The organism is Fusibacter sp. A1, from assembly GCF_004125825.1.
In the GTDB taxonomy this organism is placed as follows: domain Bacteria; phylum Bacillota; class Clostridia; order Peptostreptococcales; family Acidaminobacteraceae; genus QQWI01.
In genome coordinates this window covers 20185-35046 of the sequence record NZ_QQWI01000015.1, presented here as the reverse complement: position 1 = coordinate 35046, position 14862 = coordinate 20185, and the positions used below count along the sequence as shown (strand labels likewise).

Genomic DNA, 14862 nt, shown 5'->3' with positions numbered 1-14862 from the left:
ACTCTTATTATATCCTTAAATCCTAAGAGTTACACAAAACTTTATAAAAAAAGCGCAACGAGTCGGTAACTCGTTGCGCCAAATGGATACTAGGGATTAATCCACATACACCTCTACATACGTATTTGTTTCAGGCTCTTCAATTTCCACAAGTTTGCCCTGTGCGCCTTCATCGATCAACCTGATGATCTCATCCATATCGATCTGATTGAGCATCTCTTGATTCTCACCCACATTGACATGCTTGGCGATTTTAAGACCTACATTGACTAGGCTTAGCGGTATGTTTACATTGACCTTCGTCTTGTCTTGGCCTTCACGCACCTTGATTCTCAGCATGCGGGTAGTTGATTTCACATCCGATTTTGGCTTGATTTCAATTTCTTCTTTTCCTAGCGCTTCCATAAGCTCAAGTGCTTCTGTATGGTTGATTTTACCTTCTTCGACCATTTTAAGAATTTGTAACTTTTCTTGTTGGTAAGCCATGATATTTCCTCCTTATTCACTTAACTGCTTAAGTGCCTCTTCTTTTGTAATTTCACCACTACTCAGCCGCTTTAACACCTCTTGCTTATCTATCTGCACTTTTTTCTCTACAGAGAATCCTAGGGCTGTGATCACATCATCGAGCTTCCCTCTTACTGTAGGGTAAGAGATGCCCAGTTCCTTTTCAATTTCTTTTATATTGCCTCTGTTTTTGATGAAAACCATCGCAAACATTTTGTGGTCCTCGCTCAATTTACAAAAGGAGCAAAGTTCAAACTCACCGTGAATGCTTGTACCGCAACTTTTGCATGACAGCACGGATACTTTTAGATGATCGTCACACACAGGGCATTTGCCAATCACTTCTTTTTTCATCTCATCCCTCGCTATTCTGTCCTGATAAGCACCTTGGTGTCACCGTCTTCCACTTCTACAAATGTGAACGGATCTACTTCCTTTAGCGCGTCAAAGAATGCCGCTACTTCTTTTAAGTCTTTCGTGTCCATTGTAAACTTGTCCGCTGTAAGCTGCTTTTGAAATAAGCTGAAGATGTCCACACCTATTCTCAACAATCTGGTAATCAGTCCTATCGGTAAAGAAAAGTTCACATTGGTATCTCCATCAATTACTTTGATTCTGATATTTCGAGCCATTCCGATTCCCCCCTTTATGTGTCTACCTTAAGTAAATTATACACCTTGGTTAATATTTTTAAACCTAATATTGATTATATTAATCTAATTCTAATAAAAAATACAACTTTTCATTAAAAAGTTGTATTTTTTATGTTCTATTTAGTTTTATCGATCACAGGCTTGCTGATAATCGGAGAATCCTTGAGTCCCAACACGGCTTCTCTAAATGCTTCTGACAAGGTTGGATGGGCATGGATCGTGTTGATGATATCATCCACTTTCATCTTGTGCTGCATGGCTAAAACCGCCTCATGGATCAAATCGGTGGCATGCGGTCCTAGTATGTGGACACCGATGATGTTCTCGTCCTTGTCAGAGAGCACCTTGACAAAACCTTTGGTTTCGTCCAGTGCAAGTGCTTTGCCGTTTGCCTCAAAGTAGTACTTGGATGCATGGTATTCGATGCCATTTGATTGGCACTCCTCTTCTGTCATGCCGACGAAGGCGAGTTCGGGAAACACGAAAATACAGCTTGCGAACAGATTTCCGATCTCATTCGGCTCGTTGCGTGAAATTTGCTCTACAACGCGGATTCCTTGGTTCGCAGCAGTATAGGCGAGCATGTTCACCCGATTGACATCTCCGATCGCATAAATATGGTCGACCGAGGTTTTCATGTGCTCATCTACAAGGACAGCCCCCCTATCCGATTCCACACCTGCGTTTTCAAGGCCAAGGCCGCTTGTGAAAGGTTTTCTACCGATTGCAAGTAGGACCACGTCTCCTGAGATTTCCTTTTCCTCGATACCGTCACTGACCCAGGCCACATGTTTTTTGCTCTTCTCATCATAGGTGAACTTTTGAGCCCGTACGCTACTGTATATTTCACCACCGTTTTTGATAAACTCTTTTGACAGCTCTTTTGTCACATCCGCATCAATCCTTGCAAGTATGCGGTCTGTCGTCGAGATGACTTTCACCTTGCTTCCAAAGGCCTGAAAGATACAGGCAAACTCCATACCTACAACACCCGCTCCTACAATCACCAATTCCTTCGGAATTTCATTGAACTCAAGCATCTCGTTACTCGTATACACGCCATCAAGAAGCACTCCCTCTAGCGGCGGCACCACCGGTGTCGATCCTGTGGCGATGATGATATGGTCACCCTCGACCACTTTGCTTCGTCCATCATCAAGCGTTACATTCACCTTTCGGTCGTCAATGAATGAACCCATCCCCCTATAGATAGGAATCTGGTACTTGATGAGCATGCGCTGGATATCTTCGTGCATTCTTTCAATCACTTCATTTTTCCTGACTTGAATCGCACTTACGTCAATCTCATAGCCCTTTATTTTAACTCCAAATCGGCTGGAATGTTCAATAAGCTTGAAGAACTCAGCGTTTCTATAGAGCGTCTTCGTTGGTATGCAGCCCCAGTTGAGGCATGCTCCACCCATGGATTCCTTTTCGATGATCGCGACAGACAATTTTAGCTGTGCTGCACGAACCGCTGCGGCATATCCACCTGAACCGCCTCCAATAATTAAAATATCATAATGCATATGCACCTCCACTAATCTAGTATTCGAATCTTCTTGAATAGATACCCAACAGCCATGGGATTTCACTCCATCTTTCAAAAAATAAAAATACTGTTATTGTTCAAGTGCTGGCGAACAATAACAGTATTCAGAATTAGGCTTTATTAAGAAGATGCATTTCTTCTTCTTCGACGAACTGATGCGTATAGAGTTTGTAATAATAGCCCTTTTGGCTCATCAGTTCATGATGATTACCTTTCTCAACAACCCTTCCCTTTTTCATCACCAGGATCACGTCTGCCGATCGAATGGTCGATAGCCTGTGTGCGATCACAAATGACGTTCTATCGGCAAGCACTCTGTCTATGGCATCCTGAATCAGCATTTCTGTTTCAGTATCGATAGAAGATGTCGCTTCGTCCAAGATGAAGAGTCTAGGATTCTTAATCACCGCACGGGCAAATGAAACCAGTTGTTTTTCACCGGTTGACAGCATCGCGCCGCCTTCACCCACCTCGGTGTCGTACCCCTTGTCGAGCTTCATGATAAAATCATGGGCATTCGTCAGTTTGGCAGCTGCGATCATTTCCTCTTCAGTGGCCTCTAGTTTTCCGTACTTGATGTTGTCTCTGATTGTTCCACTGAACAAATGAGGCGACTGCAGCACGTAGCCTATCTGGTCGTGCAACCATAACTGCGACCTTTCGCGGTAATCGACTCCGTCAAGTAGGATTTTACCGCTGACCGGCTCGTAGAACCTGCAGGCCAGATTTACAATCGTACTTTTACCTGATCCCGTCTCTCCAACAAGAGCGATTTTCTGTCCAGCTTTGACCTTGAAGTTAAAATCGTAAAGGACCGGCTCATCCTCTAGATAGTGGAAATTAACATTTTCAAATGCAATTTCGCCACTGAATGTTTCCCAGTTCTCCCGAATCGGTTCAAAGGCCGACCCATATTTTTCGATGACCTCAGCGCTGTCTTGAATTTCAAGTGGTGTTTCAATAAGCGAGATCAACCGCTCCGCTGATGCCTGGGCAGTCTGTAGCTCGGCGTACACCCTGGCCATCTCTCTTACGGGTTCGTAAAACAGTACCGCGTAGTTTGTAAAGAGCACCATCGTACCAAAGGATAAGGCTCCCATCTGAATATCGTAACCTCCGAAATTGATGATCAGTGCCATCCCTACGCTTCCAAGCGTTAGCACGATCGGCAGGTAGACGGCGGAATAGATGGCAGACCTGTACGAAGTACGTTTCATATCGATTGTCATCTTCTCGAACTCGTCAAATTGAGTATCCTCAGAAACCAGTGATTTGGTCGCTTTGGCACCTGTGATCCCTTCATTGAAGGCTCCTGTCAGCTTCGAGTTTATTTTTCTTACTTTTCTTGATGTCTTAAGTATTCTCTTTTGAAAAAAGATAGTCAACACTGCAAGAAGTGGGATTACCGATAGGGTTATCAGCGCCAACTTGAAGTTGATGAAAACCATCACTACGACAATGAAAAGCATCATCGAGAAACCCCATAAGAAGTCGACGAGTCCCCAGGATAGCATATCTCCAAGTCTTTGAATATCCGAGGTCAGCCTTGCCATCATCCAACCGACCGCATTCTTGTCATAATAGGAAAAGGATAATTCCTGTAACTTCTCGAAACCGTATTTCCTTAGGGTTCTGATGATTCCAGCCTCTACGATCGCACCCTGGCTGATGAAAAAGAACACGGTGCCGGCGAGCGAAACTACAGCCGCCATGTAGAGGATGACGAATCCCGTGAATCCTTCCAGTGTCTGACCTTCGATAAAGTGGTCGATCGCATATTTTGTCAAAAGCGGAAACATCGAGTCAATGCCTGCGAGCACGAACATGCATCCGCCGATGAGGATTAAGTTTTTACGATAGGGTTTGAGGTAGGTGAGTACCTTGCCCCAAAGTTCTTTTGAAAGCCCTTTCTCGGTTTTTTCCTTTTCCTTTTGCTTGATCTTAGTTTCTATTGTCTGTTCCATATAAGCCTCCCAAAAGCGGGTTTGGGGTGCGAACGCACCCCCTTTATTATGCCATCATGTTTTGTTTTAAGAAGTACTCGCGCTCTACGACCTGATTCAGCTCGTTGCGCCCGAACAATTTTATTTTCTTAGTTTTCATAACTTAACCTCAGTTCTTTGTCAAATATAATACGTGTCCTACTTCTCTTAAGAAAAGTTCACGATTAAAGCTTTGTGTCTGCTGTTCCAGTGATTTCTTTCTATTTCTTATTATTTTCATTCCGATTACCTCTATCTAGTAAAATGTAGCCTGTAAGCTTTTTGTTTCGTAAATGGTGGTGCGCATTTTATTGCGGTCACCACTGATTCTTTTATCAAGAACTCTCATATGGTGCCTCCTTGCTTTTATGAAATCTTCTTTAGCGCATCCGCATCTTGAATTTTCCACACTGTTTTGTAAAGCCCTTCTTGGTTGAGCAAGGATTCATGATTTCCCTCTTGGGTAATCTTTCCGTCCTCAATCACGATGATATGGTCCGCTTCTGAGAGTGTGGCGATTCTATGCGAGATGATGATTGTCGTCAGCTCACTGCTGTGAGCGTTTAGTCTTGCTCTGATCGCCGCATCGGTTTCTGTATCGACGGCACTTAGACTGTCATCGAAGATCAGAACCGGAGCGTCTGTGATCAGTTTACGTGCGATAGCCACACGTTGCTTTTGACCACCTGATAGAGAGACTCCTTTTTCACCGACAAGGGTTTCGTACCCCTTGTCGAACTCCATGATATTCTCGTGTATTTGCGCAACTTCAGCGGCTTCGATAATTTGATGTTCAGACGCTTCAAGTTTGGCGATTTTGATATTTTCAGAAAGCGACTTTGCAAATAAGAAGGGTTCTTGCAGGATTAAAGCGACATGGTGTCTTAAATGATGCTTGTCCACTCCAGAAATATCATGCCCGTTGATCTGTATCGATCCTTTGGTCGGCTCATAAAACCTGGTCAGTAGATGCACCAAAGTAGATTTTCCTGCACCTGTAGGTCCTAAAATCGCAAGGGTCTCCCCTTTTTTTATCTTCAGGTTGATTTCTGTCAAAATATCCCTATCACTGCTCTCATAGTGGAACGACAAGTCTTTGAACTCGATGTCGCCATCCAGGTCGAGCACCTCTCCAACAGTTTCATACTCAGTAGCCGTATTTAATACTTCTTCTATACGGTCTACCGACACAAAGGATTTGGACATTTCACTGAGTATCCTGCCCAGTGTTCTGACAGGCCATAGGATGTATCCTGCTAGTGTCGCGAATGCGACAAAAGTGCCCAGCGTGATTTGGCCCTTTACTGCAAGTACTGTTCCTACAAATATCATGATTCCTGTTTGTGTCAGAACGATCAGGTCTTGTGAGGACCAAAAGCGTGCGAACTCCTTAATCAAAGAATATACCTTATCGCTATAGTCATCGTTTTCCTTGTTAAATCGTTCCAGTTCGTGTTTTTGCCTCCCGAAAGCTCTTACCACCCGCACGCCTGATAGATTCTCTTGAATCATCGTCGATAGCTTACCTTCCTGCTCATCCACTTTAGTGAAGATCTTATTGATCCTTTTGAAAAAGACGATGGAGAAGTAACCTGCAAAGGGTAAGATGAATATCGACGCCAATGTCATCAGGACATGCATGCTGAGCATCGAGTAGATAATCATTCCTATAAGGAAGAATACGCCACCGATCTCAACGAACTGCGATCCGATGAATCTTCTGATCGTATCCACATCCGAAGTACATCTCTGAATCAAGTCTCCGGTTTCCGCTTTTACGTGATACTCATATGGTAGTGCCTGTATATGCTTGTACATACGTTCCCTTAAGTTCTTGGCAATCTGTTCTGATGCCGTCGCCGAGTAGTGACCTTTTGTAAAAAGGAAGAATCCCCTAAGCGCAGTTACAGAGATGATCAGGATGCCTAGCAACCAGAGATTCGTCTTATAATACTCCAGCTCATTTAAATTCAGCAGTAACTTTACGATGCTACGTGAAGAGTCAGGGTTTTGGATTCCGATAACAGAGTCTATTGAAAAACGAATTACAAATGGTATTTGAATCATAAAGTAGGTTGCGGCAGCTACCGAAATTACCGATAGGATCAAATTCAATCGCTGTCCTGCCATGTAAGTATAAAGTGTTTTTATTCGTTTCATATGTGTTCCTCCTCCTATGGGGTATCTTGCACATCCGTATGAACTACTTTTCATCACACGAAAAAAAGTCGCGGTTTTCCGCGACTTCATCATCTAAAAAGATATATGTGCGTAAAAAAACCGTAGGAAACGTACCTACGGTTTGTTCTTTACATTAAAAGATACTTCCATAGGCTACGTGTTCAGTTGTAATTGTGTTTTGTAGTGTAAGCGCTGCTTCAACTCTTTCGAATCCAAAATTCATGTTTCTCATCACGTAACCTCCTTTTCTTTGTAGTGTTTTGATTCTAGTCCATCATAGTTCAAGTAAAAATCATTTGCAATCTTATTACATATTTGTCATACGATTGTCATATTTCTTTCGCAATTCCAAATTTATTGCAATAGTCTTTTTTAAACTATACCCAGTCTACGATAAGTTAAGCAAGTTTTCAAATTAACACATGACTATAATCGTTTATTCCACTTTTAAAAAAAGAAGCTTGCACCTAATCGTGCAAGCTTCTTTCCTTATCTAATCGGACAAACGCCGCCTTCGCAGCCATCGTCACCAATATCAAATACTGTCTCCACTTTTTCATATTTTTGAATCAGTGAAGGTCTGAAAGGTTTCATTTCAGATTTTCTCTTATTAAACTCTTCCTCTGTGATCGATTCATACGGCAAGAGCTCATAGAAGTTATCGTCAAGCGACAAGAAGGAAAGCGCGACACAGTCATCCCAGTTCTGCCATACCCACTCTTCTACATCATCCCACTCATGGTCTCTCACATGCACAGTGATCGAACAGTTATGGTCTACATAGTGTTCCATAAACATCTTGTAGTTCTCAAGCTGCTCAAGTGCCGAAATATCGTATTTTGTACGACCGTTAGGCGCTTTGACAGGGAACTCTACCACTTTGGTTCTGCATGTTTCCATCTCTTGACCGACTTCTGGATGAACAGGGTAGCCAAGCTCCTCACAAACCTTGACAAGCGGGTCATGAGAGTTGATTCTAACACGTCTGATGTAATATGGCGAATGCGAGTAGTGGACTCCTGAAGATACGGTTGGTAGCTGTGACAAGGTTCCTTCCGGTTTTACTGTCGTAACAAGAAGAGGTGCTTCCTCACCGATTTCTGAAGCGTAGATATCTGCTTCGTGTCTTGCGACAGAACGCATTTTTTTAAGCAGTTCCGCCTCTTTCTCTCTATCAAGTCCTACTGCGTTGACCATGTCCTGCCATCCTGTCAACGAACAACCAAGCAATTTATCGCGCTGCTGAGTCGCATCCCAGTTCGGCATTTCAAGCTCGACACAAGTCATTCTATATCCAGCTCTCGCCGCAAGACGCTGCGCCCTTAAAAGGCCGTTTGTATCTAGCGTGTTGTCGTCTTTCACAAAGGCAAATACATTGACAGTAGTCAGGTTACATAGGCCTTTGTTATCAAGTAGGATTTCACCACAAGGATTGACACCGTTGAAATTAGGTCTTCTTTTCGCACCAGCGACCTCGTTTACCCAACCAGGTTCGCCAGAGAAACGCATTTTTTCGATTTGCCATTTAAGTCGTTCTCTTGTCGGTTTCTTCCTATAATAGATGGAGTTATTGCTCATTTGACGGTGGATGATTTCCTGGTCCACAATCCATTGTCCGTCAATCTGCTTGTACAGATTCGTTTTAGCGTCTATGCACTCATCGTCGTCAGCGTCAACAAGTACGATTTCAGCAGTTCTTCTCACACCGCCGACAACCACATTCTCACCGATGATATTGGCGATATCCAGACAGTCGATCGATTTAAGCTTCACACGTTTTGAATCAAGCAGCAAACCTCTTTTTTGAAGCACTTTGCTGATCTTTTCGAACATGTTTTTTAGGGATATGTGGCCGCTAGCCGTTCCACCGAATGTCTCAAGTCTTTCTCCATGCGGTCTTACATGGTCGTAATCGACTACAATCGTCTTGATGTCCCTATATTCGTTTGAATAAAGCAGTTTAAAGAAGAAATCGAGGGATTGGACCCAACCTTCTTTGCTATCGCCGACAGAAATCCTGACTGCGTTGTTATAAGTGAACTTAAGTGAAGTATTGTCTTCTCTGTCCTTTTTAGTTGTAGGAGAATAATCCTTATGTATAAGTTCGTAATCGGTTCTTATCTTTGGCATTTGCTTCACATCGTCCATTAGGATACGGACGCCCACGCCAGAACCGATCATCAATAGGTAAAACAAATCTCTGAACGCTTCAAAACTATCGATGACTTGGAACGCACAATTGTAGTTTGCCATAGGATAATAGTTTGCGACATCTGTGTTGCCCACCCAGAAAGTTCTCCCAGATAGGAACTGTCTCAAGTGAAAAATATTATCAAAAAGCTCTTCCGCCTCAGATCTTGTAGTCGGTACAAGGCTACAGTTGTATTCAACGGACCTTCTTACCGTTTCCCACCAAAACTCTCTTCTTTTTTCTTCTGGTAGGTATCTTGAGTACGTTCTATAGTACACGAAATTACCGAGTGCTTCCATCGGAGACTGCATATGCTTATATTTACTGATGAAGTCGTCTGTTAAAAGTCGATCATCCTTTTTTCTAATCTCTCTTGTCTTGTCCTGCTCGTTTCTATAGATGATGTACATTTTTGCAACATCACGGCGTTCACTTGTCATTAAGTGTTCTTCAACGCGATCCTGAAGCATATCCACCGTCACCGCTTCATCCATTTCGGCAAGCTGCTCGTAAATCTCATCGGCGAGTTTTTCACTCAGATCCGAATCCACCCCTAAATCTGTTTCTAACATCGCTTTTTCTACCGCATTGATGATTTTGTAATGATCAAAATCAACTTTTGAACCATTTCGTTTCAATACCTTAACCATGTTGTCTCCCTTCATAATTATTTAAAATATCCATCCGATCATGTCATATGTAACAAATATGAGTTATACACGAGTTTTCCACAAGTTACCCACATTTGGTATCAACGTTTCTTCAACACACTATATATTGTATCAGAAGGGATACTACCTCACAAGGCAAAGGGCTCAACTTTTGTTTTCCAAAAGCTATTGACATTTTATTTTAAGTGGCTCACAAAGTAATATAAAGCGCTCCAGAAAATCGATACCCGAAAACTTTTTTTCACGGTCTCAAAGTCGTGAATTTCGTCCTCAGAATATATCCAGAATATAGGGCAAATCAAAAAAAAGATGAGTTTTTCTGACGTATTCGCGTGGGCTGACTCGATATGAACGTATCATTCATAGAGCGCGATGCAGCAAATTTATTAATTTAAATTAATTCAATGAGCTGTTTTAATCAAATATCACTTTATGTTTTCTGTTTTTGCAATCGTTTTCACCCTTGCAAACACTAAGTGTATCGGTAATTATGAATTTTCAAACATTTGATTATTTATGAATCAAACGGTATACTGTTAGTTGTGAGGGAAATCTACTAACGAGGTGATTATATGAATATTGATTGGCAAAACCTAAGTTTTTCGTACATGAAAACAGATTACCGCTACGCAGCTTTCTGGAAAGATGGCGAGTGGAGCAAAGGGGAACTTGTAACAGACAATAAAGTGACTATCTCTGAATCTTCAACAGCGCTTCACTATGGTCAACAGTGTTTTGAAGGACTCAAGGCTTACCGTACAAAAGACGGTTCCATTCAGCTTTTCAGACCCGATCAAAATGCAAAGCGTATGAATGCAAGCTGTAGACGTATTCTGATGCCAGAAATCTCAGAAGAACAGTTCATCGACGCATGCATACAAGTTGTAAAAGCGAATGAAAGATTTGTTCCCCCATACGGAACTGGCGCAACACTTTACCTAAGACCTTACCTGATCGGTATCGGTGACAACCTTGGTGTTAAAACAGCTCCAGAGTTCATGTTTGCTGTTTTCTGCGTACCTGTTGGCCCTTATTTCAAAGGCGGCATGGCTCCGGTTAACTTCATGTTATCCGATTACGACCGTGCGGCACCTACAGGAACAGGCGCTGCAAAAGTTGGTGGTAACTACGCAGGTAGTTTATTGTCAAACAAACAGGCGAAAGAAGCTGGATTCGCGGATTGTATCTACCTAGATCCGAAAACACATACAAAAATTGAGGAAGTGGGCGCAGCTAACTTCTTCGGTATCACAGCAGATAATAAATTCGTCACACCGCTTTCTCCATCGATCCTACCATCGATTACGAAGTATTCCTTGATGCACGTGGCAAAAGAATACATGGGCATGGAAGTTGAAGAAAGAGACTGCTATGTAGACAAACTAAGTGAGTTTGTCGAAGCGGGCGCTTGCGGAACTGCCGCTGTAATAACACCAATCGGTGGTATTCAAGTAGGAGAGAAGCTGGTTGTCTTCCATTCAGAAACCGAAGTCGGTCCTGTGACGAAAAAACTTTACGAAACATTAACCGGCATACAGTCAGGTGATGTGGAGGCTCCAGAAGGTTGGATCGTCAAAGTAAAATAAATAAGAGCAATAAAAAAAGTGGTGCAGATGATCTGCACCACTTTTTTATAGTTCAAGTACCAACTGATCGCATTCTAAAACCCTGACGATCCTTTCATCACGATGCCTATGCTGATATAACTTCTCACATACTTCAAACTGCTTTCTAAAATGCATGGGTATCAAATGGAGGATCTCCTTTGTCTCAAGCAAATAGTCGGCAGCTAGATGATACGCACTTCCAAGCCTTGGATCTACAGGAATACAAACGATATCGAACTTTTGATAGGTGATCCCGTCAATAATCGTCTTAAAGTCGTCCGCTTCCTTATCTTGCATGATAAGTGTGTCGTTTTCCCAGTGCCACCAGTTCAAATCACCAGCATGCATGATGACCTTATCCTCAAATTCGATGACAAATGCCACACCGCTATCTGTCGACTTATAGGTTGTGACGACCAGTTGATCAAATCCATACCTCTCATTGGGTCTTACACGCATATAGTTGCTGACCGGGTGCTCCTTGACCTCGTCTGAGATGACATAATGAACATGATCGCCATGATAGCTGAAGATCACAGGGTCATAATGGTCACCATGAGCATGGGTTACAAAGAAGTAGATGGTTTTGTCAAAATCGATATGCTGATTGATATCGCTGATCGCATCAAAAAACAGCTGATGTGATTCACTTTCAATCAATATTCCACTATGGTATAGATGTGTCACCTTCATACTTGCCTCCTGTACCGGAACGCTTGTCCATTTTTTGCATGTAGGATGATGGGACCCTTAAATCCGTTCTTCCTAAGCACTTTTACCATATATCTCATCGCTAGTCCATGCATTACGACAATGGCATCTTCATTTCGATCTATCAGTTCCATCAAGCCGCTTTCAAGCCTTCTCATCGTCTGATCATATGTTTCATGAGGACGAAGCATATTGCTTCTCCACTGCACCCTCGCCATCAGTTCCCACCACCAGGTAGGAAGCTGCCTCTTCGTATCCTTGTAGCTTTTCATCGTCACTTCATGGACGCCTTTAAGAATAATCGGTTCCTTCTGAAACGCAAAGCGTGCGGTCTCTTGCGCCCTGGTCATGCTTGATGCATAAAGAACATACTCAGGCAATCTGGGTGCCAGCTGATCTTTTACGGGGCGCTTGTTATAACGCTCACACGCACGGTCAAATCCTTCGCTGTCATATTTTTCATCATACTTCATATCTACTTTATAGTGCCTCATAAGAATGATTTCCATAATAATCTCCTAGTTGATATTGCATTTACATCTCTATATTATACCCAATTCAGGGCATAGAAAAACGCCTTCTCATGATAAAAGAAGGCATTTCGTCTTTTCTAACTAATCTACTTTAAACTTACTTACTTCATCATTCAGTATCACTGAGATTTCATTCATTCTCTCAGCGGCTTTGGCAACCTCTTCGACAGCAACTGTCTGTTGCTCCATACTTGCATTCACTTCTTCAGCTGCTGCCGCTGTTTCTTCCGATACAGCCGAGATGTTTTCGATTGCGGAGACAATCGCCTCTTTATCGTCATCGAGCACATCCACATAGTTGCTGATTGCGTTGATTTCTCTAGATATCGCATCTATGGATTCCGTAATCAGGCTAAACTGCTTATTCACTTCAACAACCGCTTGCGACTGCTCAATCGATATTGTTTTCATATCTTGCATACTCGTCACAGTCTTTGTCGAATCGCTCTGAATGTTAGTGACGATTTCCCTAACCTCTTCAGCTGCTTTTGATGACTGTTCAGCCAGTTGTCTTATTTCTTCTGCGACTACTGCAAAGCCTCTACCATGCTCGCCAGCCCTAGCGGCTTCGATGCTCGCATTGAGTGCAAGCAGATTGGTTTGTACCGCAATGGCGCTGATACTGTTAAGTATCGCTTCAATGGATTGGGCCTTGTTATCTAGTTCTCTGATAACCTGCTCTATCCTGTTGTTGGCTTCATCGTTCTTTTCGGTTTTTTCCTTCAACAGCACAATCGCTTTTACACCTTCAACATTGGCTTCCATCACATCTTTTGCCGTGCTGATCATCGAATGCGATTTCTCACTTAACTCGTTGAACTTGTCAGATAGGGATTTTGCAATAATTACTCCGCCTTCAGCATCTTGTGCCTGGTTGGAAGCTCCCTTAGCGATATCTTCAACTGTTTTGGCGACTTCGTCCGCCGATGCTGATGTTTCTTCAGCAGTGGCAGCAAGACTTTGCGAGGATTCGGTCATATCCACGGATATGCTTTGAATCTGGTGCATCATCTCACTTAATTTTTCAACCGTTTCGTTCAAGTCTTTTTCAACAAGACCGATTTCGTCTCTTGTCTTCACTCGAATTCTTGTTGTCAGATCGCCATCCTTGATTCTTCTAAGACCTTCCATCAAGACTTTGATATTGTTGGATATGGATCTTGAGAAAAGGAAGGAGACGACAAAGGCGATTGCTATCGTGACAAAACCCACAAATACCATGGTCATTAGGAATTTATTGGTATCGTCTGTCACTTCACTACGATCAAGAGCTGCAAGCACTGTCCACTCGACATTGTTCAGTCTGGTGAAGATACCATATTTGTTTTTCCCTCCATACTTATATTTTTTAGCAGTGGTATCTCCAGTCACAACCGCATCTAAAAGTTCTTTAACCGGCATTTCTACACCGATCAGTTCCTTATTTGGATGAGTCATCGTAATACCATTATTTGTTACAAGTACCGGGTAACCATATGTGGCGATTTGAATTTGTCCAAGTTCTTCTGCAAGTCCCACAAGTGAAAGGTCGATTCCGAATACCCCGGTCACCCTACCGTTTTTCATAACAGGAATTGCTGCGGTCACAACCCATTCTCCGGTTGAGGCGTCTTCGTAAGGATCAGTCCAGGCAAAATCACCTTTTGAGACTGCGTCCGTGTACCAAGGTCGACCGGTAGGATCAAATCCGTCCGGTAACTCAGCGTCCGGTTTCATGATCATCGCCTTATCCGATGTTCCCAGATAAGCGAACATAATCGCATTGTTGTTTTCTAAAAGTCTTTCAAGCACGGGATATACATCATTCTGCGTTTTACTGCTACCATTTAGGATCGCATCGGATTTTGCCGCGAGTTTTACCTTCTCTTCAAAATTTTTCATGTACTCGTCAATGTATCTTCCAGTTTCATGTATGGCCTGACTGCTGGTTACAAGTAACTTATCTTCCATCGATCCGAATACATTGACAAAGACTGATCCGCCTAAAATTATCAGTGTTAGAGTAATGACACCTAAAAATGCCAAGTTCATTTTAAACCTGATACTAAAGTCAGCCTTTCCCGACAAAGCTTTTTTTGAGGTTTTCTTTGCCTTTTCCTTATTCATCTTCTTTTCACTCATCTTGCTCTCCTTGTTTTCTTGTATTTAACCTGCATACCCTGATTAATCTGTTATACGTATTCCCTAAACTAACTGCCCCTTAACATTTTTTTGTAATATGCTACAAATTCAATACATGTTCGAATAGAATAATGCGAAGTCAACGGTTCTGTG

At 42.5% G+C, this 14862-nt stretch carries 11 protein-coding genes; 1 reads left to right on the top strand and 10 read right to left on the bottom strand.

Annotated elements, in window-relative coordinates; genetic code table 11:
* Positions 1-96: 96 nt before the first annotated feature.
* From DWB64_RS17280 to nrdJ, 7 genes are all read right to left on the bottom strand, one after another.
* Positions 97-486, bottom strand: a complete 390-nt coding sequence (locus tag DWB64_RS17280; protein WP_129489470.1) for a hypothetical protein — start codon at positions 484-486, stop codon at positions 97-99.
* 12 nt (positions 487-498) lie between these two features.
* Positions 499-861: a DUF2089 domain-containing protein gene (locus DWB64_RS17275; RefSeq protein WP_129489469.1), complete on the bottom strand. Its 363-nt coding sequence runs from the start codon at positions 859-861 to the stop codon at positions 499-501.
* 11 nt (positions 862-872) lie between these two features.
* Complete coding sequence (locus DWB64_RS17270) at positions 873-1139, bottom strand: hypothetical protein (RefSeq protein ID WP_129489468.1); 267 nt, start codon at positions 1137-1139, stop codon at positions 873-875.
* 137 nt (positions 1140-1276) lie between these two features.
* Complete coding sequence (gene lpdA / locus DWB64_RS17265; RefSeq protein ID WP_129489467.1) at positions 1277-2689, bottom strand: dihydrolipoyl dehydrogenase; 1413 nt, start codon at positions 2687-2689, stop codon at positions 1277-1279.
* Positions 2690-2822: 133 nt separating this feature from the next.
* Positions 2823-4676 (bottom strand): ABC transporter ATP-binding protein, encoded by a 1854-nt coding sequence (locus DWB64_RS17260; RefSeq protein WP_129489466.1) that lies wholly within the window; start codon positions 4674-4676, stop codon positions 2823-2825.
* Positions 4677-5060: 384 nt separating this feature from the next.
* Complete coding sequence (locus DWB64_RS17255) at positions 5061-6854, bottom strand: ABC transporter ATP-binding protein (RefSeq protein ID WP_129489465.1); 1794 nt, start codon at positions 6852-6854, stop codon at positions 5061-5063.
* A gap of 510 nt (positions 6855-7364) precedes the next feature.
* The gene (nrdJ, locus tag DWB64_RS17250) at positions 7365-9716 is read right to left on the bottom strand and encodes a ribonucleoside-triphosphate reductase, adenosylcobalamin-dependent (protein WP_129489464.1); all 2352 of its coding nucleotides are present in this window, start codon (positions 9714-9716) and stop codon (positions 7365-7367) included.
* A 593-nt stretch (positions 9717-10309) separates the two neighbouring features.
* On the opposite strand from nrdJ, the gene DWB64_RS17245 reads away from it, so the two are divergent.
* Positions 10310-11323, top strand: a complete 1014-nt coding sequence (locus tag DWB64_RS17245; RefSeq protein ID WP_129489463.1) for a branched-chain amino acid aminotransferase — start codon at positions 10310-10312, stop codon at positions 11321-11323.
* A 45-nt stretch (positions 11324-11368) separates the two neighbouring features.
* Here DWB64_RS17245 and DWB64_RS17240 read toward each other — a convergent pair whose 3' ends face one another.
* The 3 genes from DWB64_RS17240 to DWB64_RS17230 form a co-directional block, all read right to left on the bottom strand.
* Positions 11369-12037 carry an MBL fold metallo-hydrolase gene (locus DWB64_RS17240; RefSeq protein ID WP_129489462.1) on the bottom strand — a complete coding sequence of 223 codons (669 nt, stop codon included), beginning with the start codon at positions 12035-12037 and terminating at the stop codon, positions 11369-11371.
* Entirely contained in the window at positions 12034-12564 is a 531-nt protein-coding gene (locus tag DWB64_RS17235) for a histidine phosphatase family protein (RefSeq protein ID WP_129489461.1), read from the bottom strand. Before DWB64_RS17235 ends, DWB64_RS17240 begins: the two co-directional genes overlap by 4 nt.
* 105 nt (positions 12565-12669) lie before the next feature.
* Positions 12670-14709, bottom strand: a complete 2040-nt coding sequence (locus DWB64_RS17230; protein WP_129489460.1) for a methyl-accepting chemotaxis protein — start codon at positions 14707-14709, stop codon at positions 12670-12672.
* Positions 14710-14862: the final 153 nt, after the last annotated feature.

What these genes read in the sequence shown, in the direction of transcription:
- DWB64_RS17255 (WP_129489465.1), bottom strand. Translation starts at nt 6,854, where the DNA reads ATGAAACGAATAAAAACACTTTATACTTACATGGCAGGACAGCGATTG.
- DWB64_RS17280 (WP_129489470.1), bottom strand. Translation starts at nt 486, where the DNA reads ATGGCTTACCAACAAGAAAAGTTACAAATTCTTAAAATGGTCGAAGAA.
- DWB64_RS17240 (WP_129489462.1), bottom strand. Translation starts at nt 12,037, where the DNA reads ATGAAGGTGACACATCTATACCATAGTGGAATATTGATTGAAAGTGAA.
- DWB64_RS17270 (WP_129489468.1), bottom strand. Translation starts at nt 1,139, where the DNA reads ATGGCTCGAAATATCAGAATCAAAGTAATTGATGGAGATACCAATGTG.
- DWB64_RS17230 (WP_129489460.1), bottom strand. Translation starts at nt 14,709, where the DNA reads ATGAGTGAAAAGAAGATGAATAAGGAAAAGGCAAAGAAAACCTCAAAA.
- DWB64_RS17235 (WP_129489461.1), bottom strand. Translation starts at nt 12,564, where the DNA reads ATGGAAATCATTCTTATGAGGCACTATAAAGTAGATATGAAGTATGAT.
- DWB64_RS17245 (WP_129489463.1), top strand. Translation starts at nt 10,310, where the DNA reads ATGAATATTGATTGGCAAAACCTAAGTTTTTCGTACATGAAAACAGAT.
- DWB64_RS17260 (WP_129489466.1), bottom strand. Translation starts at nt 4,676, where the DNA reads ATGGAACAGACAATAGAAACTAAGATCAAGCAAAAGGAAAAGGAAAAA.
- lpdA (WP_129489467.1), bottom strand. Translation starts at nt 2,689, where the DNA reads ATGCATTATGATATTTTAATTATTGGAGGCGGTTCAGGTGGATATGCC.
- nrdJ (WP_129489464.1), bottom strand. Translation starts at nt 9,716, where the DNA reads ATGGTTAAGGTATTGAAACGAAATGGTTCAAAAGTTGATTTTGATCAT.
- DWB64_RS17275 (WP_129489469.1), bottom strand. Translation starts at nt 861, where the DNA reads ATGAAAAAAGAAGTGATTGGCAAATGCCCTGTGTGTGACGATCATCTA.